A 20,199-nucleotide genomic window follows, 5' to 3' on the forward strand; every position below is an offset into this window, starting at 1 on the left:
GTTGACCACCTGTCAACAAGAGCGGGTGGCTGCGGCCATTGCTGAAATCCTCTCAGAAAAAACCTGCCCGTAGCACTCAGTTATGTCTGCCTTATGGTCATTTCGATTCAAACTAGAACACTGCACCCACGCCCACAGTCATTTTAAATAAGAATGAAACGAAATGAAACATTTCCATCCCATTGCTTCCCAACTCCCCTCTCCCTCTGGGAAGAGGACTGGGGGTGATCTCGGAAGCGGTATGGAGCGCTTGGGGATTGTCTCAATCCAGCTTGAAAGGACTACAAATGGCCAAAAAACGAAGTCTCCAGACCCGTCCTCCCAGTGCGGCGGAAGGAAGCCAGCAGGGTGTCAATTCTGGGACTCGACCGGCTGCGGCGGCTGCCATTTCAGCACCAAGGTAGAAAGTTGCGGCAGGCAGAGCTCGAGGGAGTAGGGCAAGTTGTGGTAGGCCCAGTCGTCTGTCCACTTGCCCCCCAAATTGCCTACCCCGCTGCCCCAAAACTCCACAGCATCGCTGTTGAGCAGCTCTCGATAAAAACCTCGTTCCGGTACCCCAATGCGGTAATTGGGCCAGACCACCGGCGTGAAGTTACAAACCACCACCACCCACTCACTGGGATCCTCCCCATAGCGGATGAAGGAAACAATGCCGCGATGGTCGCTGCAGTCGATCCAGCGGAACCCCTCCGGTTTGGTGTCTTGGGTGTACAGGGCAGGTTCGGAGCGCAACAGGCGATTCAGGCTGGCCACGTAGTGGCGCAACTTGGCGTGGGGTTCATACTGCAGCAGCCCCCAGTCCAGATCTGCCCAAACGTTCCACTCATTCCACTGGCCAAACTCCATGCTCATGAACAAGGTTTTCTTGCCAGGGTGGGTGAACATGTAGCCATACAAAGCCCGCAGACTGGCGAACTTATGCCAATGATCCCCCGGCATTTTGCCCAACATGTGGCTCTTGCCATGCACCACCTCATCATGAGAAAAGGCCAGCATGTAATTTTCGCTGAAGGCATACATGAGGCTGAAGGTGACCAAATGGGGATGGAACTGTCGGAACCAGGGATCCATGTGGAAATAATCCAACATGTCGTGCATCCAACCCATGTTCCACTTCAAGTTGAAGCCCAGCCCACCCACATGAGTTGGCCAAGTTACCATCGGCCAAGCAGTAGATTCTTCGGCAATGGAAAGCGCACCGGGGTTGTATTTGAAAATGAGGGTATTGAGCTGCCGGAAAAAGTCGATGGCTTCGAGGTGTTCCCGCCCGCCGTAGGGGTTGGGGATCCAGTCTTTGCGGTCATAATCCAGATAAAGCATCGAGGCCACCGCATCCACCCGGATCCCGTCGATGTGGTATTTCTCGAACCAAAAAAGGGCATTGGCCACCAGATAATTGCGCACCTCGTTGCGGCCATAATTAAAGACCAAAGTGCCCCAACCTTTGTGCTCGCCTTTGCGAGGGTCGGCGTATTCGTACAGGTGAGTACCGTCGAAAAAAGCCAGCCCATGCCCATCTTTGGGGAAATGCCCAGGCACCCAATCGACAATCACGCCGATCCCGGCTTGGTGAGCCTGATCGACAAAATACATAAAGTCTTGCGGGGATCCATAGCGGGATGTTACGGCATAGTAGCCAATCACCTGATAGCCCCAAGAGCCATCGAAGGGGTGTTCTGCCACCGGCAACAGCTCGATGTGGGTAAAGCCCAGCTCCTTCACATAGGGGATTAGCTTGTCCGCCAGCTCGCGGTAGGTGAGGAAGCGAGTATTGGGCTTTTGGTCCACCAGCACACTTTGCCCTTCGGCAGGTGGATCTTCAGCCGAGGCGTGCATCCAGGATCCCAGATGCACCTCATAAACCGAAATCGGCGAGCGCAGGGGATCGGTGGCGGCGCGTTTTTCCAGCCAGGCTTGGTCGTGCCAGGTGTAGGTGTTGAGGTCGGCTACGATGGAGCCGGTTTTGGGGCGCACCTCCTGTTGAAAGCCATAGGGATCCGATTTTTCGTAGATATCCCCCCAGGAAGTTTTCACCTCGTACTTGTAGATGGCGCCTGGCCCTATGCCGGGGATGAACACCGCCCAGATGCCGCTTTCGCCCAGCCGCTTCATCTGGTGTTGACGCCCGTCCCAGTGGTTAAAATCGCCGATAACGCTGACGTTGCGGGCGTTGGGAGCCCAGACGGCGAAATGCACCCCCTTCACCCCATCCACCGTGATGGGATGAGCGCCCAGCTTGTCGTAAATGCGGTGGTGATTCCCCTCGTTGAACAAGTAGCGATCCAGCTCGCCAATGTGGTTGACCTTCTCCAAGGGAAAGCGGTAGGGATCCTCCCATTCTTCCAAGTGTTCCCCTTGGGGATCCCAGACCCGTTGGGCCCGCAAAAAATAGTCCGGCAGAGGGGTTCCCGGCTCAAAGCGCAGCTCGAATAGCGTTTCCGGGTGCAGCGGCTGCATCGGGTAAGCCTGTCCAGTGGCGCGTTCCACCAGCCAAACCTGCCGAGCATTGGGCACAAGGGCGCGCACCAACCCAAAGGATTTCCCGGCCTCTTCTATCTGCTGGGGGCCCAAAACGGCATAGGGATCCTGCCATTGGTTGGAAACAAACTGACCCACTTGTTCGGCAGACAGGAGAAAGCCCATCGGGAACCCTCAGTAAATGACCATTCTAGTCTAGCGGTGGCTGACCCCCAGTTTGCGCTGTCAGCTCCAGGCCCGCCTCCAGGCAAAGAATCCCTGCAAGAAGTTCTGCAGGCGGGGGTTGGTGGCCAATTGTTGCCTGCGGTGCTGCAGGGCCGCCTTGGCATTCACCTCCGAGCGGGTGGGGTAGATGTGGATCCCGGTCAGGGCAGAGACGGGCAGCCGCCGGCTCATGGCCAAAACCACCTCGTGAATCAGCTCTCCCGCCTGGGATCCCACCAGGTGCGCCCCCAAAATCTGGCCGTTGCGTCGACAGATCAATTTGGCAAAGCCCAGGGGGGCGGCTTCTGCCTGGGCCCGATCCACATCGGCAAACTCCTGTTTGAGCACCACCACATCCTTGCCGTATTGCTGCCGGGCTTCGCTTTCGGTGAGGCCCACACGGGCCAGCTCCGGCTCGGTAAAGATGGCCCAGGGAATGACGCGATAACGCGCTTGGCTGAGGGGGAAAAACAGGGCATTGACCAAGGCCACTGCCGCTTCGTAGGCCGCCACATGGGTAAATTGCGGCCCGCCGATGACATCCCCACAGGCGTAGATGCGGGGATTGCGGGTTTGCAGCTTGGCATTTACCTGGATCCCTTGGGGGGTGTACTGCACGCCGGCGGCTTCTAGACCCAGCCCTTCCACGTTCGGGATCCGACCGGCGGCCACCAAAATCTCTTCTGCGCGGATCACCGGGTCACCTGCAGCGGCGGTGCCTGCCCCGGAATTGGCCTTTAGGGAAAGCAGCTTTGCCCCTTGCTCTTGGCCAACTGCTGTGGCGCGTACCCGGGTGAGGATGCGGATCCCATCTTGGGTCAACTGTTGCTGCACCACCTGGGCGGCTTCGGGATCCTCCTTGGGCAAGATGCGCTCGCGGCTGGCAATGAGGGTCACCTCGGATCCCAGACGGGCCAGAGCTTGGCTCAACTCGCAGCCTACCGGCCCCGCCCCTATCACCGCCACCGATTTGGGCAAGCGGGTCAAGTCAAAGATCGATTCGTTGGTCAGATAGCCCGCCTCGGCCAAGCCCGGCAAGGGGGGAACCCAAGGACGGGATCCGGTGGCGATGACAAAAGCCCGCGCCTGTACCTGCCGTCCTGCCACCTCAAAGGTGCGCCCATCCACAAAGCGGCCCTTGGCAAACACCAGTTCCACCCCCAGTTGGCGGAAGCGATCTGGCGAATCGGCGTGGTTGGCGATGTAGCTCTGGGCAGAGCGAATGTGTTCGTACACCTTGAGGTAATCCACCGAGATCCCTGCTGGGCCGGGGAGAGTTACCCAACCGGCAGCCATGGCCTGGCGAATCCGATGGACGGTATGGGCCACGTGAAGAAGGGCTTTGCTGGGCACACAGCCATACCAGAGGCAATCGCCGCCCAAGCGGTCGCTTCCTTCCACCAGCAGCACCTTGGCCTTCAGTTGGGCCGCAGCGCTGGCCACCACCAAACCCGCTGCACCGGCGCCGATGACCACAATATCGTAGGAGACAGGCATGGCTTGTTCTGAACAAAAACATCGGGCAAGGGATAGCACCATCCTATGTCTTGAGTGGGCCGGGGGCAGGATGGGAGAAGGGGATCCCTTTCCACACCCTTTCTGCATGGGAGAAGAACTTGTTAGAGTGGGACGGATGGATCCCTTGCAAGCTGGGTTGATCCGTCTGTTCTACTTTTCAAGTTTTGGGGACTTATGACTATCCTGCTGCCGAGCGAACCTATCTTGGCCGTGAGCATCTTCGGCATGGGCCTGCCAGAGCTGGCCGTGATTGGGGTGATCGCGGTGGTCGTGTTTGGCCCCAAGAAGCTACCCGAGTTGGGCAGTGCCTTTGGCAAAGCGTTGCGGAGTTTCAAACAAGAGATGAACAACCCCGGCAGCGATGACGAGCCTGCCGGCGCAGAAAAGGTGGAGAAGGTGGTTGAGAAAGATGCCGCCTGAGGGTCGCGGAGAGGGGTGGGATCCCAACTTCTGCCAGGGACGTGCTGCCGCAACTGGGGATCTTGTCGAGAGGGGGGATCCAAGCCGGCTTCGATCAGAAGTAAAGTCAGCTCGCAAGGGAGCCAGATCCAGGGCTAGTGTATAGTTCTGGAAAGTTCCCCAGCCTAGTGCTACCGGCTGAGCCAAAATCAGCCCGGATAGGCTCATCGGATGCCCCAGAGGTGGTATGGCTGAGCTGACCGATTTCCAGTTAATGCGCCAGATCCAACTGCGGGATCGCCGCAGCCACTTCTTGCTCAAGGATCGCTATCGGAAGCGCCTGCTGGATATTGCCTTGGCCATTCTCAAGCAACCTCACCAGGCAGAAGAGGTGGTGCGGCAGGTGTTTGAGTTTTGCTGGAAACACGCCGATGCCTTTGACCTGCAGCGGGATCGCTCGGTGGCCCTGTGGCTCTACGAGTTGACAGCCTTTCAGGCTAGGGAACGGCTGCGGCGTTGGGCTTGGCTACCTGCCCCCCTCTCCATTCAAACTTCGGCTCCCCTGTGGCCGCAACGTCTTCTCTGGGGCAGCCTGGCGGTATTGGGGATCTACGCGCTGGCCATAACAGCGGCCTACTGGCGGCTGCGCTGGCAGTGGGGATCCCCCATCGAGGGAGAGTCAGCGGCGCTTCAACAGCTCTATCAAGAGTGGCAACGACAACCGCAGGTGCAGCGAACCCTGCTGCGGGATCCCAGCTTCAGCACTCCCCTGTTGGTGCAAGCCCTCTGGTCGCCCCATGCCAAGCAGGTGCTGCTCTTGGCCTCGGAGATGGCCCCTGCCCCCCCAGGGAGCACCTATCAACTGTGGCTGGAGTCGGATGTCCAGGGAGGGGGACGACTGCTGGAAAACGCCGGCACCTTTGCCGTCAACGGGGAAGGATCCCTGCAGTGGCTCAGTCAACCCATCCATTCTGAGCAGCCGACCCGCCTCCTCATCACCCTCGAACCGGCAGGAGGGAGTGAATCCCCCACAGGCCCGCCTCTGCTGCAGAGCAGTTTTTGGATCCCTGCTGCCCAGCCATGATCAGGAGAGATTGGGGGATAACTGGGGGGCTTGTCTCCCGCTTTTGCGCCGCTTAGCATGGGATCCCCGCAAGCGCACCTTAAGACGGTAGCGAACAGTTTCATGCACAACTTTGTAGGAAGCATCCACACCGTGGGTTTCCCGCAGCCATTCGCGAATGTCGCTGTAGGTACGGAATCGGCCAGGCTGATGCAGCTCCTGCTTGAGGATTTCCAAAACCGGCTTGGGGATGAGGGGTTTGCGCCCTTGGTTGCGGGGCACCGTCAACATGCCCTCTAGCCCCCTGGCCTTGTAGCGTTGAAACCATCGAAAAATCGTTGAGATGTCCCGCCCCAGAATTTCAGCCAAGCCTGTCATCGTCTTGACTTTCCCAATCTTGAGCAGGTAAAGAGCTTGAACCCGCTCCTTCCCGGTCGGTGTGGACTGCTTGCCAAGTAGAGATTTGAGCTCTTCAGCCGATTCCCGAATGTCGAGCTTGAGGACTCCAGCCATGTTGGGGCGTCGCAGAACAGCGTTGAATTCGTTGCCTGGCGGAGAGTCTACCACAGTAACTTGGGGTTTTGGAAGTTGTTCGTGAAGTTTGCCTGGGCATCTCTTGACGTTTACAGAATCTCAGAATCTCCAGCTGAAAAATCTCCAACAGGCCACCCTTGTCGCTTTTCAGGATAGGCGGGCAAGGGATCCCCTCTAGGGCGGCAGGCCGTGGCTGTAGGAGTGGCTGTAGGATCAGAGGGCAAGCTTGCCGACGCTGCACTATGGTTCTTCGCAAGTATCTTGCAGGAGAGGGGCTGCGTTGGTTTCGCCTGGCCCTGCAGTTGCAAGGATCGGTTGTACCGGCAGTGCTTCCCCGCGCCTTTATCTGCGGCTTGGCCGGGGTGCTGGTTTCGGTTCTGTATAAGTTGGGGCTGCCCCTGGCGCTGTCGTCCTTGGTGGCGTTTGTGCCCAACATCGTTTTGGGTTTGATGCTGGTGTTTCGGACAAACACCGCCTACGAACGGTTTTGGGAGGGGCGGAAAGCCTGGGGATCCTTGGTGAATGACGTGCGCAATTTGGCCCGCCTGATTTGGGTAGCCATTGAAGAAAAGCAGCCCGGCGACCGGGAAGAGAAGATCCAAACTCTATATCTATTGCCCGCTTTTGCCATGGCCATGAAGCAGCACCTGCGCCAGGAACCTTTGCTGGATGAGATTCAGCCCCTCCTCAGCCCGGAGCAGTTGCAACGTCTCCAAAGCCTCAACCATCCCCCTTTGCAGATTGCCTTTTGGATTGGAGATTATCTGCAGCGCCAATACCAAAAGGGCCGCGTTGAGGTCTACCAGCTCACGATCATGGTGGAGCGGCTCAACAGCATGGTGGATGCGCTGGGGGCCTGTGAGCGCATTCTCATGACCCCAATGCCGATGGCTTATGCCCTGCACTTGAAGCAGTTGCTGTTGCTTTACTGTTTGTCTTTACCGTTTCAAATGGTGGAGGGCTTGGGTTGGATGACCGGCCCCATTGTGGGATGGCTGAGCTTTATGTTGTTTGGCGTTGAAGAGATCGGCATCGAAATTGAAAACCCCTTCGGCCGGGATCCCAATGATCTGCCCCTCGATAACATTTGCAACAAGATGAAGCACAATATCCTGGATTTAATCGATTCCACCTGAGAGAACTCTTGGGCAGCCGTCCATTCCAGGGTTTCCTCAGATCCTCAGTCGGCACCTACCCCTAGTGGAGATAGCCGGGACGAACCCGATAATCGAGAGGAAGGGATCCCTATATCTTGGGTAGGGAACAAGATGGGTTTGCTAAACTGTGGACAATTTGCCGAGGTGCTCTGGGGATGGCCTGCTCAACCTGCACATTTTTACACCTGGCCGATGTGCATCTGGGCTATGACCGCTACGACAGCCCGGAGCGGAGCAAGGACTTCTTTTTGGCTTTTCGGGATGTTGTCCGGCGCTATGCCATTCAGGATCCGGTGGACTTTGTGCTCATCGCCGGAGATCTGTTCGAGCATCGGCAGATTCAGCCCGGCGTTCTCAACCAAGCCCAGATCGTCTTGCGGGAGCTGCAACAGGCCGGGATCCCGGTGTTGGCCATTGAGGGCAACCACGACAACCGTCCCTATGGCGTGAAAACCAGTTGGCTGAGGTACTTAGCCGATCACGGGGAGTTGATCCTGCTGGAGCCGGAAGCAGGGGAAGAGGGCCTGGAGTTGCGTCCCTGGGCGGGTGGGCGGGGGGGCTACCTAGACCTGCCCTGTGGGGTGCGGGTGATTGGATCCCAGTGGTACGGATCGGCAGCTCCCAGGTCGATTGAGCAGTTGGCGGCGGCCATTCGACGGTTGCCCCCCGGCCCAGAACGGGTGGTGTTGATGTTCCACCACGGTCTAGAAGGCCAAATTGCCCGTTACCAAGGCGCTTTGCGCTACCGGGATCTGTTGCCCTTGCGGGAGGCGGGAGTGGGCTACCTGGCCTTGGGACACATTCACAAAAGCTATTCCGAGGGGGGGTGGATCTTCAACCCGGGATCCCTGGAGGCCAACAGCACTGCCGAATGGGACTTCCAACGGGGGGCCTATCGCGTCCGCTGGGGAGATGGCCCACCCCAAGCGGAGTTGGTGCAGGATTACCATCAGCGGCCCCGCCGCCGGCTCTATCTGGAGGCCAAGGGCAGAGAAACCCCCGAACAGATTGCCGCAGCAGCCATTGCCTTGGCTAAGGGATCCCGTTTTCAGGAAAGTGAGATGGAGCCGATGGTGGAGTTGCGGCTGGTGGGACAGGTGGGGTTCGCCAAGCATGAGCTGGATAGCCGCGCCCTACAGTGTCAAATTCAGCAGCTTACCGGCGCCTTGCTGGTTCTGTTTCGTTTTGAGGCCAATACTTTAGAGCTCGGGTCGGCTGCCCTTTCCTTGGAAGAAGAGGGGCAGAGGCTACAAATCGAAGAGAAAATCTACAGGGATCTGCTGAGCAGCCATGCCCACTACCGCAAACGCAGTGAAGAGCTAGCGCGGCTGCTTCTGGATCTTAAAGAAAAGGTTTTGGATGGGCAAGGAGAATCTGAAGTGTATGCTCACCTAAGGGGAGCTTTTTGGGGAGCAGAAGACTGATTATGCGGATCCTCTCTCTCGCTTTACAAAACTTCAAATCTCATGAGGATGCCGTCTTCACGTTTGAGCCAGGTATTAACGCCATTTGCGGAGAAAACGGAGCGGGCAAGACCAGCATTTTGGAAGCCATTGCCTGGGTTTTGTTCGACTACTGCCCCTACAGCCAAGAAGAAATCATTCGCTCCGGGGCCAACGACGCGGTGGTGACTGTGCAATTCATCTCCCAATGGGATCAGCGCACCTACGATGTTCGCCGCAGCGTAACGCAGGGATATCGTCTCTTTGATCCCCAGCTGAAGCAGCGCCTAGAGTATGAGCGTAAGTCCGATGTGCTGCCGTGGCTGAGGCAACATTTGGGCGTACCTGCCGGTACCGACCTGGCGCGGCTCTTTGCCACAACGATTGGGGTGCCCCAAGGGACTTTCACGGCAGACTTTCTCAAAACCGGTCGAGATCGCAAAGAAGTTTTCGATCGCATCTTAAAGGTGGAAGAGTACCAGCAGGTAGCCAAAGACCTGTTGGCGGTCGAAAAATACAGCGAGGCGCAAGTTCAGGCCATTCATCATCAAATTGAATTGCTCCATCAACAGCTACAGGAATGGGATCCGCTGCAAGCGGAGCGGCAGAAAATCCAACAAGAACTGAGTTATTGGCAAGAGAGCTTGAGTCAATCGATCCACACTCTGGATCAGGTTAAGCTTGAGATCGAGCGACTGGAGAAATGGCTTGAGCAAATCCAAACTTTGGATCACCAGATCGCCCAACTGGAGCAAAAGGGATCCCTGCTTCAGGTATCTCTTGAGCAGGCAGAAAAGTTATGGGCAGAGGCCAGGCAAGCTCAAGCGCAGCAACAGCAATACTGGGAGGGATCTCAGCATTTTTTGGCCACAGAAGCTCGCTTGCGGGAGCTGGAAAAACAGCAACAGCAACGCTTGGAGTGGCTGAAACAGCGGGATGCTTTGCTCTCGCAAAAGCAGCATATCGAAAACCAATTGGCAAGACTTCAAGAAAAGTTAAGCCAACAGCAGCGCTGGAAGCAGGAGCTAGAGGAGCTAACCCCGCAAATTCAGGCCCAAGAGGAGCTAGAGCGTCAGCAGACCTATTGGACTCAACAGCTCAACACGTTGCTACACCTGCACCGCGAATGGGAACAGATCCAGGCAGAATGGACAGCCCACGCCGAGCGCTGTCAACTGCTACAAAGCCGAGTGCAAGAAGCTGAACAGGCCCAGGCCATATGTCGGCAGCATCAATTGACCTACAACCGTTATTTGCAGTTGGAAACCCTCATTGCAGAGCAGGAAGCGCTGCGGCGAACCCGACAAACTTTACTGGCTCAACGGGAAACTTTGCAACATCAACTGCATCGATTGGAGCTGCAGGGATCCGAATATCAGCAACAACTCCAGATCTTCCAAAAAATGGAGGCGGAAAAACTTGAGCTGCAACCCCTGTGTGAACGGCAGGCCTCCCTGGAGCAGCGCCACTCCCAACTTGGCGAGAAGTTGGCTTCCTTTCAGGCTCTGCGCCTTGAACTCAAACAACAGGAAACGGAGCAGGAACAAGGCCAAGTCCAATTGCAACAACTGCAGCTCCAACTGAGACAACGGCAGGCGGATTTGGAGCGGGTAGCCGCCATTCCTGCGCTCGAAACTCAACAGGAGCGATTGCAAACTCAGCTCAGCCGCATTGCCGCAGCTCGTCAATTTCAACAGGAGCTACAAGCCCTTTTTGAGCAGGGCTCGGATCAATTGGCTCAACATCATCACAGCATCCGGCAACTTCTGGACGAATTGGAAGCGCAGCGACACAACTATCCCCAACTTCAATCTCTGTGGCAGCGGATCCCAGAGGTACTCACTCGATCTTCAGCACTCAGCCAACAGTTGCTCCAGTCCATCCATCAGATTTTGCAGGATCTGGCTCCCCAAACTTCCGAGCCCCAACTTCGTCAGCAGTTGTCCAACATCCAAAAACAACTCAGGACTTTGCAACCCTTGCTCGGCCTAACCGCACAAATACCCGATTTACAAGCCCAAATTCAGCAACTGCTGCAGTTGCAAGCCGAACGACAAAGCAGAATTGATGATCTTCACTGGGATCTTGAGGCTGAGCCCACCTTCCTTCGGCAACAACAGGAAATTGGCCAGGCGCTGCAAGAACTGGGGGATCCCAGGGGACAGATCCAACGCCTGCAAAAAGAGCTGAATGGCAAGCCCAGAGTGGAGCAAGAATATCAACAGCTCACAGAACAGATTCGCCAACTCCAACACCAGATCCAAAATCTAGAACGACAGCTTGAGCCCTTGCGGGATCTGGAGGACAGAATTGCCAATTTGCGGGAAGAGCAAAGAAGCCATCGCAGCAGCTATGAAACGGTTATCCGCCTGCAGGCTCTTGCCCAAAGCTTGCCACAACGAAAAGATGAACTCAAAACTGCCCAATCGACGCTGGAGCAACTCCAAAAAGCTGGGCAAGAGAAACAGGCCCAAATTGGCGAATGGGAAAAGGCTCAAGGCTCAAGAGATCATCTGCAGGCCCAAATTGAAAAAGCCGCCGAAACGCTGAAGGCTCTGGGGGATCCCAGAAGTCAAGCCGAACGGCTCAAAGCAGAGCTAAAACAGGAAAAGCAGTATTTACAAATGCAGGCCGACTGCCTGCAGCAGCTTCGGGATTTGGAAGCAGCACTCAGCCCTATTGACGAGGCCCTATCCCAAACCGAGCACCTGGATCGGGAGGTGGGATCCCTGCAGGAAGAACGGGAACGATACCGAGTGGATCACGAGTGCTATCTGCGGGCGGAACCCATCGCCAAATTGCTTCCCCAACGGGAACAGGAACTGGCCGAGCTAAACGCCCAGCGGCAGCAACTGCAAACTCAGCTTTCCCAACTTCGCGCAGCACGGGATCCCTTGGCTGCTCTGTATCGACCGCAGGAGCATGAGCATCTTCGATCCCTTCTGCAGGCCACCGAAATTCAAAAAGCCGAAGCCCAGGCCCGACTGGAGAGCCTAGCTCCTCAACTGAGCAAAATTGAGGAAAAGTTGCGGCAATTGGAACAGGCCAAGGCAAGCTTAAAGCAAGTCGAGGCAGAAAAAACTGAGAAAGAACGCCTGCACCGCTTTATCAAGTTTAGCCGAGATACCTATAGAAAAGCCGGCCCTCAAATTACCCAATACTACCTGCAGCAGATCAACCATACTGCCGATCACCTCTTCCGAGAAATTCTCAACCGTCCCAACGTCACCCTGACCTGGGAAGCCGATTATGAGATCCGCGTTCAAGAAGCCGGCAGCCCCAAACGACGGTTTGCCAGCCTTTCCGGGGGAGAGCAAATGTCGGCGGCCTTGGCAGTGCGCTTGGCTTTACTCAAGGTGTTGGGACAACTAAATATTGCCTTTTTCGATGAGCCCACCACCAATATGGATACCCAACGGCGACAGCGGCTGGCAGAGGCCATCACCAACCTGCGATCTTTTGAGCAGCTATTTGTTATCAGCCACGACGATACCTTTGAGCAAATGACGGAAAATGTTATTCGGGTGGAAAGGCGCCCCAGTTGGGTAAGGAGGGATCCCGCCTATGGTGTTTAGAGCCGACCGGATCCTGGCGGTGCTGCAGCAGAAGCGGGAGGCCTTTGCCACTTTTGATCAAAGGCTGTCGGAGCGCAGAGAATACTATAAGCAGGCTATGGAAAGCTTGCGCCAGTGGTCGAGCTTAGAGATTGCCGAAAAAATAGCTCCATTCCCTTTCCCAGGCGCTTTACCTACTGCAGAGTGGGATCGCTACTCCAATTGGAGGATCCCTTTTGAGCAGGAATGGGCCAATTACGAAGAAAGCCGCGATTGGGCGAAGTCGGTCATTGAAAATATTCCTACCTTTGCCGTAGATGGATCCCAGATTTATCCCAGCAAAGATCTGTCAATACCGGTGGCGCTGGTGCAAATTGGCTGGTATGAAAACCATCATTGTGCAACAGGCTTGTACGAAAAAGACATTCAAGTGGATGTATTGACTCCAAGGGACCTGGGATCCGACAGCAGCGGCGAACCGAAAGAGCGAATGGTTAACATGCGCCGCTTTCAAATGGAAATCGAGAGACTTGTAGAATACATTCAAAAATCTCAACCGGGATCCCGAAAATTGGCCTTTTTGGACGGGGCGCTGGTGGCTACTTTTGCCGAAGTCTTTGAGCCAGAAAGCCAAGACTTTTATGTGCAGTGTTTGCTCCAGCTTCTGCGGGCCAGCGAGCAAAGCCGGATCCCCATCGTGGCCTACATAGACACCACCTACACTTCCGATTTGGTGGCGTTGCTGAAGCATTGTTTTGACCTACCCGAAGCTCCACAGCTTCACGATGCGCAACTGCTTAGTCCCTGGTTGGAGTGGGGGGATCGCACACCTTTTTTCATCTGTGCCCGCGGCGGCAGCCTCAACCCCCAAGATGGGATCCTCAACTCCTACCAAGAAATGCGGGAGCGAGTGGGGTTTGTTTACCTGCGCACCAATGACAACTTTCCGGCCCGCTTGGAAATACCCGTTTGGGTTTATGAGGCAGGACTGTTGGACTGGTTGGTGGATCTGGTTCGCTGTGAGGTGGTGATTGGGCGAGGTTATCCTTATGTGCTGGAGACAGCCGATCAAATAGCCGTTATCCGCAATGAGGATCGCAACCTTTTCTTGCGTCTCATGCAAGATTGGGCCGCTCGCGAAAAGCTGAACCTAAGGCTATCCCGGAAAACAGTAAGTAAATTACAGCGGAGACGAGTTCGATGAGATTGGGAAAGGTAGTTCGCTCCAACAATCACTGTGATTATGTGGTGCAGGTGGACGATGCTTTAGAAGTCAAAAATCCGCCGGCTCCTGATGACTATGGCTTCGGCAGCTTTGTCAAGCTAGAAAGCGACCGGCGACACTGGGCCGTAGGTCTGGTTTACAATACCCAACTCCTGAATCCGATGTTCCTCAATTCTGGGCCGCGCCTTTCCAGCCAGCCGGATCCCTATTTTTCCCCCGATCTGCAGAATGAGGTGCGCACGCTACTCTCGGTGGTCTTAATCGGGGCCTTGGATGAAGAGCGCCGCTGTGGCCGGCAAGGGATCCCACGCGTGGTGGTGCCTGTAAACACGCCGGTTTTTCGCATGAGCCGGGAAGAGATCCTGCGCTTTCACCAGGATCCCCAAGGTCAAACCCAATTTTCCTACTATGGTTTGCTGCTGAGTAGCGGCGGCAACTTTGCCAATCATTTGATCTACCAAGTCTTGAACGACATTACGCCGATGTTTGCCGATCCAGCTCAACGGCGAGCTCTGCAAATCTTAAGCAAAGAATTGGCCTGGAAAATGACTGTAGGAGCGATGCGCTGATGCCCCAAAAAATCACCGTCAATGGCCACTACCCAGAAGCCAACCTCTCTCCAACTGAGGACTCTCCAGAGGTAATTGGCACCGTCAAAGGGCCTGGAGAAACCTCTAATCAATATGTTTTCATCACTTCCAATACCCAAGCGGTAAAGGTGGGCGATTTCGTCTACTACGAAGTCCAGGATCCCCAATCGCAAACGCTGCAAATCTTGGGCAAAATTAGCCAGGTTCAACTCCTGGATCACATACCCGATCGCATCTTTGCCGATACCGAAATCGATCCCAGCACCATTGTGGCTCTGGTGGGCTTCACCCATCCCAATCCGGAAATCTATGCGGTTACCGTCGAGGTCATCGGCTATTTCAATCAGAAGATGGGCTTTATTAACCCCCGCCGCGCTCCGGATCCCGGTGCCAAGGTTTTTCTGGCCTCCAATCGTCTGCTGAAATCAATTTTGAACAAACGAGATGAAACAGCCATTGGGGGTGCTCACTTGGGCAGCCTGTTGTTGCGCGATGAGGGGGCGGTGCCCGTAGTACTGGATGTCAAAGAAATGGTCAGCACCCATCTGGCCATTTTGGCGGGGACAGGATCCGGCAAATCTTATACAGCAGGGGTTTTGATTGAAGAGCTGCTTTTGCCCAAAAATCGAGCTGCCGTTCTCATTTTCGATCCCCACGGGGAATACCATACGCTGGCGGAGATGCAGTCCCACCCCAAGTTTTTGGGGGAAGACGGCTACCGACCCAAAGTCAAGGTTCTTTCACCACAGGAAATTAAGATTCGCGTATCTTCTCTCAACTTCTTTGATATTCTGACCCTGCTGCCGGAAACCAGCGATCGGCAAAAATCTTTTCTGGAAAAAGCCTTCCGCAGAACAACTCAATTTAACCCACTCCGCTGGACGATTCAGGACTTAATCGATGCCGTAAACGAGGCTGATTCCGCAGAGGATGGATCCCAAGGATCCTCAGCCGCCGCTTTGGAGTGGAAATTAGAACAGATCGACCGTTCTCCCTATTTCGACAATTTGCAACACCTAGCTCCCAAAGACTTGTTTGAGCCGGGGCAGGTAACCATCCTGCAAATGCATGAGATCAGCCAAGAAGAACAGCAGGTGATCGCTGCTGCCATCTTGCGCCAGGCCAACTATGCTCGGATCAATACCCACAAAGGCAAGATCCAGCCGGGGGACGAAAATTACTTGCCTTATCCCGTCTTTATTTTGCTGGAAGAGGCCCATCGGTTTGCCCCTGCCCACGAGCCTTCCCGTTGCAAACAGGTGCTGCGCACCATCCTCAGCGAAGGACGCAAGTTTGGACTGGGAGTAGGGCTGATCACGCAACGCCCTGGCAAGTTGGACTCGGATATTCTGTCTCAATGCATGAGCCAATTTTTGATGCGAATTGTCAACCCTGCCGATCAGGAAAATTTGCGCCACAGTGTCGAGGCTGCCGGACGGGATCTGTTACAGGAATTGCCCGCCTTGAGCAAAGGTCAGGTGATCATCTCCGGGGTGTGCGTCAATACCCCTGTACTGTGCAAAGTGCGGCAGCGCTACACGCAGCATGGCGGCGAAACGTTGGATATTCTTGGCCTCTGGCAAAGGCATTCCCAAGAGCACCACCAACGGGATCGCTTGGCCCAGTCGGCCCCTCTCAAACCGCGTCCTCAACCTCAGGTGGTGGATGGACTCAGCATTGATTAGCAATGGCCCAAAACTCCAACTGTGGCCTGATCTCAATCGCTGAATCTGCCAAATCTACAATCCGAAACCACTGCTTGATTGCAATACAATTCATTTCACAGAAACAAGTTTTGGGGCGAGCAGGATGAGGAAACAAGCCCTTTTGCCAAGCTTCCTGGGCATTGCCGTTGCAGTTCTACTGGGATCCGGGCCTGCCTATGCCCAGTTGCGGCTGATCCCCGAAGCGGCGCGGCGGGTGTACGAGGCATTGCCGGATCTGCCGCTGGAAAACACCTACACCCCTATTAACCCCAACGATGGCGGCCCCGCACCCGAAGAGGATACTTTGGTGCGGCGAATGATGATCTATCACCTGCAGGTGGCTGGTCGCTCCCCGACCGACCGCTTTGACTGGCAACTGACGCTGGCGGACTATTTCGATGCCAACGAGCCAATGGTCGCCCAACGGTATCCCGGTGCCGACCGCCTCACGGTCAACCCCTACGCCCAAGACAAAGCCGTTGTACAATCCCTGAACCGGCAACAGCGACAGGCCCTGCTGGAAGCCCTTGTGCTGGCCTTCGGTGGGGATCCCAACCCAACGCCCCTCTACATTCCCACCGACGGGGATCCTGCCCCTACCCGTCCCACCCCAGAACCTATGAAGCCCTTGCTGCTTCCCGGCAGCGGATCCGCTGACTTGCTCAGGCCCTAGCCGAGGTTTCCCGCTAACTCAAGGCTTGCCCGGTGTAGTTCTCAATGCAGCGCAGGAAGAGCTCCACGCCAAGGCCAAGGGCAGCTTCATCAAAATCAAAGCGGGGATGGTGATGGGGATAGTCCAGTCCCTTGGCGGGGTTGGCGGATCCCAAAAAAAAGTAGCAGCCGGGCACCTCGTTGAGAAAAAAGGAGACGTCCTCGCCGCCCATGGTCATTTCTGGGATGATCCTCGCCTCTGAGCCAAACACCTGGCGGGCAGCTTGTTCCACCAGCGCTACCATAGCAGGATCGTTGCAAACCGCTGGGTAGCCCCGTTCGTACTGAAACTCGTAGGTGGCCCCGTAGGCTTGGCAAATGCCGGCAACGATTTCTTCCATACGTTTTGAGATCAAATCCCGCACTTCCGGCTGAAAGCTGCGCACGGTGCCCCAAATCTCAGCTCTAGGGGCAATGACGTTAAAGGTATCGCCAGCCCGGAAGCGGCCCACCGTCACCACCGCCGGCTGCAGCGGATCCACACTGCGGGAGACGATGGTCTGCAAAGCATTGACAATGTGGGATCCCACCACAATGGCATCCACTGTTTGTTGGGGAAGGGCAGCATGTCCGCCTCGCCCGATCACCTGAATCTGAAAGCGGTCGGCAAAGGCCATCGAGGGGCCACTTTTCACGCCAATAGTGCCCAGAGGGCGATTATTCCACAGGTGTAGGCCGAGGATGGCTTCCACATCCGGGTTTTTCAGAACCCCCGCCTCCAGCATGGGCTTGGCTCCGCCGGGGCCTTCTTCGGCAGGTTGAAAAATGACCTTGACCGTGCCCTTGAGGTGTTGACGGTGCTGTTGCAGCAGCTTGGCGGTGCCCATAGCAATGGCCGTATGGCCGTCGTGGCCACAGGCGTGCATGACGTTGGGGATGGCGGAGCGGTACTCGACTTCATTGGCCTCATGAATGGGCAGGGCATCCATATCGGCCCGCAGCGCCAAAACCGGCCCCGGCTGCTCTCCCTCAATGGTGGCCACGATGCCGGTGTGGGCAATGCCGGTCTGGTGAGGGATCCCCCAACTTTTCAGGCGCTGGCTGATGTAAGCAGCGGTTTGCTTCTCCTGGAAGCCCAGCTCGGGATACTTGTGGATGTGGCGGCGCCAGGTCACCAACTCGGGTTGTAAAGCTCGAACAGCAGGGCGAAGCGCAGGGACAGACATGACCTGAAAAACAAAAATGTCTTGGAAAAGCTTCACCAGCGGCTGGTGTTGTCGCATGAAGTTGCCTGTTGATTTCACCAGTATGGCAGAGGTTTTGCTAGGGCTGTCTTTCGCTCGATCTCTGGATGGATACCTAGGCCCACAGGGATCCGGTTTCCGGCGGTAGATCTTGCCAGCGGCCCGGCCCCACAGCTCGCAAAGCCTCTTGCAAGGAGATCGCCCCTGAGTAGAGGGCTTTACCCAAAATGGCCCCTGTCAAACGGGGCAAGCTCAACAAAGCCAGCAAATCGGTCAGCGAGCCGATCCCTCCCGAAGCAATTACAGGCACTTGAGAGACGGCTAGGATCTGGCGCAGCTGTTCTAAATTGGGCCCGGCCAGGGTGCCATCCCGGCTAATGTCGGTATAGATGATCCCGGCAGCTCCTTGGGCTTGCACCCGTTGCACTAGCTCAGGAGCCCGCAGGGGAGTGGTGCTCAGCCAGCCGCGGGTGGCCACCTGCCCTTGCCGAGCGTCGATCCCCACCCAAACCCGACCGGGGAAGGCTTGGGTCATAGCCTCCAGGGTGTCGGGATCCTCTACGGCTAGGGTGCCAACGATCACCCGATCCACCCCCAAATCCAACAACTGCCGCGCCCGTTCCAGGGATCGGATCCCACCTCCCACCTGAATCGGGATGGCCAGTTGGCGCACCAGGCGCTCGATGGTAGGCAGGTTAATCGGATCCCCGCTTTTGGCCCCGTCCAAATCCACCACATGCAGGCGAGGGGCACCCTGTGCCGCCCAAGCTTCGGCCTGTTGGATCGGGTCGTCGGCTACCTGTTCTGCCTGGGCGTAATCCCCCTGGTAAAGGCGCACGGCGCGGCCCTGCAAAAGGTCGATGGCGGGGATCACCTCCAGAAAAGCAGTTGAGTAAGGCATGATGGGATCCCTTGAGGGGCTTTTCCAGTATCGCCTGGGAGCGGCCTTGCTCCAGCGGAGATCTGGATCTCTAGACCCTAAAGTGCTCCACACCGCTGACGCGATGGAAGAACATCCTGAGATGACTATGAACGCGCGCCAACTGGCTCTGTTGGCTCTGCAGAAAATCGAGCGGCAAAACGCCTATGCCGACCTGGTTCTGGGGCATTTGTTGGCCAACAGCAGCCTGATCCCTGCCGACTGCCGCCTGGTCAGCGAGCTGGTGTACGGCGTTACCCGCCGTCGTCGCACCCTCGACGCCCTAATCGACTGCTTTGCCCAACGTCCTGCCCACAAGCAACCGCCCGATTTGCGGCTCATTCTGCACCTTGGCCTCTACCAGCTGGCTTTTTTGGATCACATCCCCCCCAGCGCTGCCATCCACACCAGCGTGGAATTGGCCCGCCAGATGGGGCTGGGATCCCTGACAGGGGTGGTGAACGGCATCTTGCGCGCCTACCAGCGGCAAGTGTTGGATCAGCCAGAGAAGGATCCCCTCAAGCCCCTCGAGGACACTCTGCCAGCCGACCCAATTCAGGCTTTGGGGATCCGGCACAGCTTTCCCGACTGGCTGGTGCGTCTGTGGTGGGAGCAGCTGGGGCCAGCAGAAGCCGAGCAGTTGTGCGCCTGGTTCAACCGACCGCCCCACCTAGATCTGCGGGTTAACCCGCTACGCGCAGAGGTAGACAGGGTCATCCAAGCCCTGGCAGAAGCAGGGATCCCTGCCCTCCCCATCTCCGAGGTGCCGGGTGCCTTGCGACTTCAGGATCATGCCGGCGACATCACGGCCCTGCCCGGCTTTGCCCAGGGTTGGTGGAGCGTTCAAGATGCCAGTGCCCAGCAGGTGGTGCATTGCCTGGATCCCCAGCCAGGGGAGCGGGTGATCGACTGCTGCGCTGCTCCGGGCGGCAAGACCACCCAAATAGCCCAACACATGCAGGATCGGGGGGAAATCTGGGCTTTGGATCGCCACCCCCACCGTCTGCGGCGCCTGGAGGAAAATAGGCAGCGCCTGGGCTTGAGCTCAATCCGTCCCCTGGCCATCGACCTGTTATCCCTGAGCGCTGCTGCCGATCGCGTCAGCGGGACGGAGTCCTTACCCCCCCCTCCCTTGCCCCCCTGGCAGAGTGCTGACCGCGTACTGCTGGATGCCCCCTGCTCCGGCCTAGGCACCTTGCACCGCCATGCTGACGCTCGCTGGCGGCAGACTCCAGAGCGGATCCCTGAATTGGCCCACCTGCAAGCTCAGCTTCTGCAGGTGGCAGCCCGTTGGCTTAAGCCGGGCGGGGTGTTGGTGTACGCTACCTGCACGCTGCACCCTGCCGAAAACGAGGAGATCATTCAAGCCTTTCTCGACAGCCACCCCAATTGGGCTGCTGAAGGGGATCCCCTGCTCATCTGGCCCCACCGGCAGGATCGGGATGGATTTTTTATCCAACGGCTGCGCCGCTCCGGTTACTAACTCCCCTCTCCCTCTGGGAGAGGGGCTGGGGG

Annotated in this window: 15 protein-coding genes; 10 read left to right on the forward strand and 5 right to left on the reverse strand. The window is 56.8% G+C overall.

Annotation, left to right across the window (positions count from 1 at the left end; translation table 11 throughout):
- Positions 1–351: 351 nt before the first annotated feature.
- Together glgB and NW828_RS10050 are read right to left on the reverse strand one after the other, a co-directional pair.
- The gene (gene glgB / locus NW828_RS10045; RefSeq protein ID WP_414383597.1) at positions 352–2,643 is read right to left on the reverse strand and encodes a 1,4-alpha-glucan branching protein GlgB; all 2,292 of its coding nucleotides are present in this window, start codon (positions 2,641–2,643) and stop codon (positions 352–354) included.
- Between the two features lie 60 nt (positions 2,644–2,703).
- The gene (locus NW828_RS10050; protein ID WP_414383599.1) at positions 2,704–4,179 is read right to left on the reverse strand and encodes a dihydrolipoyl dehydrogenase family protein; all 1,476 of its coding nucleotides are present in this window, start codon (positions 4,177–4,179) and stop codon (positions 2,704–2,706) included.
- Positions 4,180–4,374: 195 nt separating this feature from the next.
- On the opposite strand from NW828_RS10050, the gene tatA reads away from it, so the two are divergent.
- Together tatA and NW828_RS10060 are read left to right on the forward strand one after the other, a co-directional pair.
- Positions 4,375–4,620, forward strand: coding sequence for a twin-arginine translocase TatA/TatE family subunit (gene tatA, locus NW828_RS10055; protein ID WP_414383601.1), 246 nt, complete (start codon positions 4,375–4,377; stop codon positions 4,618–4,620).
- Positions 4,621–4,846: 226 nt separating this feature from the next.
- Positions 4,847–5,683 (forward strand): anti-sigma factor domain-containing protein, encoded by an 837-nt coding sequence (locus NW828_RS10060; RefSeq protein ID WP_414383603.1) that lies wholly within the window; start codon positions 4,847–4,849, stop codon positions 5,681–5,683.
- Here the strand turns inward: NW828_RS10060 and NW828_RS10065 are convergent, their stop codons facing one another.
- Positions 5,684–6,175 carry a helix-turn-helix domain-containing protein gene (locus tag NW828_RS10065; RefSeq protein WP_414383605.1) on the reverse strand — a complete coding sequence of 164 codons (492 nt, stop codon included), beginning with the start codon at positions 6,173–6,175 and terminating at the stop codon, positions 5,684–5,686.
- 263 nt (positions 6,176–6,438) lie between these two features.
- Between NW828_RS10065 and NW828_RS10070 the strand changes: the two genes are divergently transcribed.
- The 7 genes from NW828_RS10070 to NW828_RS10100 all read left to right on the forward strand — a co-directional run bounded on the left by NW828_RS10070 (position 6,439) and on the right by NW828_RS10100 (position 16,543).
- Complete coding sequence (locus NW828_RS10070; RefSeq protein WP_414383607.1) at positions 6,439–7,332, forward strand: bestrophin family protein; 894 nt, start codon at positions 6,439–6,441, stop codon at positions 7,330–7,332.
- A gap of 176 nt (positions 7,333–7,508) precedes the next feature.
- Positions 7,509–8,777 (forward strand): metallophosphoesterase family protein, encoded by a 1,269-nt coding sequence (locus NW828_RS10075; protein ID WP_414351454.1) that lies wholly within the window; start codon positions 7,509–7,511, stop codon positions 8,775–8,777.
- Positions 8,778–8,779: 2 nt separating this feature from the next.
- Positions 8,780–12,370, forward strand: a complete 3,591-nt coding sequence (locus NW828_RS10080; protein WP_414383609.1) for an AAA family ATPase — start codon at positions 8,780–8,782, stop codon at positions 12,368–12,370.
- A complete protein-coding gene (locus tag NW828_RS10085) occupies positions 12,360–13,553 on the forward strand; it encodes a DNA double-strand break repair nuclease NurA (protein WP_414383611.1) in 1,194 nt (397 codons plus the stop codon). The genes NW828_RS10080 and NW828_RS10085 overlap by 11 nt, the downstream gene beginning before the upstream one ends.
- The gene (locus NW828_RS10090) at positions 13,550–14,143 is read left to right on the forward strand and encodes a hypothetical protein (RefSeq protein WP_011433556.1); all 594 of its coding nucleotides are present in this window, start codon (positions 13,550–13,552) and stop codon (positions 14,141–14,143) included. Before NW828_RS10085 ends, NW828_RS10090 begins: the two co-directional genes overlap by 4 nt.
- Positions 14,143–15,849, forward strand: a complete 1,707-nt coding sequence (locus tag NW828_RS10095; protein WP_414383612.1) for an ATP-binding protein — start codon at positions 14,143–14,145, stop codon at positions 15,847–15,849. The genes NW828_RS10090 and NW828_RS10095 overlap by 1 nt, the downstream gene beginning before the upstream one ends.
- A gap of 142 nt (positions 15,850–15,991) precedes the next feature.
- Positions 15,992–16,543, forward strand: a complete 552-nt coding sequence (locus NW828_RS10100; protein WP_414383614.1) for a hypothetical protein — start codon at positions 15,992–15,994, stop codon at positions 16,541–16,543.
- A 13-nt stretch (positions 16,544–16,556) separates the two neighbouring features.
- Here the strand turns inward: NW828_RS10100 and NW828_RS10105 are convergent, their stop codons facing one another.
- Both NW828_RS10105 and hisA read right to left on the reverse strand, forming a co-directional pair.
- Positions 16,557–17,747: a M20 metallopeptidase family protein gene (locus NW828_RS10105; protein WP_414383615.1), complete on the reverse strand. Its 1,191-nt coding sequence runs from the start codon at positions 17,745–17,747 to the stop codon at positions 16,557–16,559.
- A 133-nt stretch (positions 17,748–17,880) separates the two neighbouring features.
- Positions 17,881–18,645 carry a 1-(5-phosphoribosyl)-5-[(5-phosphoribosylamino)methylideneamino]imidazole-4-carboxamide isomerase gene (gene hisA, locus NW828_RS10110; protein ID WP_414383617.1) on the reverse strand — a complete coding sequence of 255 codons (765 nt, stop codon included), beginning with the start codon at positions 18,643–18,645 and terminating at the stop codon, positions 17,881–17,883.
- A 148-nt stretch (positions 18,646–18,793) separates the two neighbouring features.
- On the opposite strand from hisA, the gene NW828_RS10115 reads away from it, so the two are divergent.
- A complete protein-coding gene (locus NW828_RS10115) occupies positions 18,794–20,167 on the forward strand; it encodes a 16S rRNA (cytosine(967)-C(5))-methyltransferase (RefSeq protein ID WP_414383619.1) in 1,374 nt (457 codons plus the stop codon).
- The last annotated feature ends 32 nt before the right edge of the window (positions 20,168–20,199 follow it).

Origin of the sequence: Synechococcus sp. W55.2, assembly GCF_047461635.1 — a bacterium.
Lineage (GTDB): Bacteria > Cyanobacteriota > Cyanobacteriia > Thermostichales > Thermostichaceae > Thermostichus.

What these genes read in the sequence shown, in the direction of transcription:
- glgB (WP_414383597.1), bottom strand. Translation starts at nt 2,643, where the DNA reads ATGGGCTTTCTCCTGTCTGCCGAACAAGTGGGTCAGTTTGTTTCCAAC.
- NW828_RS10050 (WP_414383599.1), bottom strand. Translation starts at nt 4,179, where the DNA reads ATGCCTGTCTCCTACGATATTGTGGTCATCGGCGCCGGTGCAGCGGGT.
- tatA (WP_414383601.1), top strand. Translation starts at nt 4,375, where the DNA reads ATGACTATCCTGCTGCCGAGCGAACCTATCTTGGCCGTGAGCATCTTC.
- NW828_RS10060 (WP_414383603.1), top strand. Translation starts at nt 4,847, where the DNA reads ATGGCTGAGCTGACCGATTTCCAGTTAATGCGCCAGATCCAACTGCGG.
- NW828_RS10065 (WP_414383605.1), bottom strand. Translation starts at nt 6,175, where the DNA reads ATGGCTGGAGTCCTCAAGCTCGACATTCGGGAATCGGCTGAAGAGCTC.
- NW828_RS10070 (WP_414383607.1), top strand. Translation starts at nt 6,439, where the DNA reads ATGGTTCTTCGCAAGTATCTTGCAGGAGAGGGGCTGCGTTGGTTTCGC.
- NW828_RS10075 (WP_414351454.1), top strand. Translation starts at nt 7,509, where the DNA reads ATGGCCTGCTCAACCTGCACATTTTTACACCTGGCCGATGTGCATCTG.
- NW828_RS10080 (WP_414383609.1), top strand. Translation starts at nt 8,780, where the DNA reads ATGCGGATCCTCTCTCTCGCTTTACAAAACTTCAAATCTCATGAGGAT.
- NW828_RS10085 (WP_414383611.1), top strand. Translation starts at nt 12,360, where the DNA reads ATGGTGTTTAGAGCCGACCGGATCCTGGCGGTGCTGCAGCAGAAGCGG.
- NW828_RS10090 (WP_011433556.1), top strand. Translation starts at nt 13,550, where the DNA reads ATGAGATTGGGAAAGGTAGTTCGCTCCAACAATCACTGTGATTATGTG.
- NW828_RS10095 (WP_414383612.1), top strand. Translation starts at nt 14,143, where the DNA reads ATGCCCCAAAAAATCACCGTCAATGGCCACTACCCAGAAGCCAACCTC.
- NW828_RS10105 (WP_414383615.1), bottom strand. Translation starts at nt 17,747, where the DNA reads ATGTCTGTCCCTGCGCTTCGCCCTGCTGTTCGAGCTTTACAACCCGAG.
- NW828_RS10115 (WP_414383619.1), top strand. Translation starts at nt 18,794, where the DNA reads ATGAACGCGCGCCAACTGGCTCTGTTGGCTCTGCAGAAAATCGAGCGG.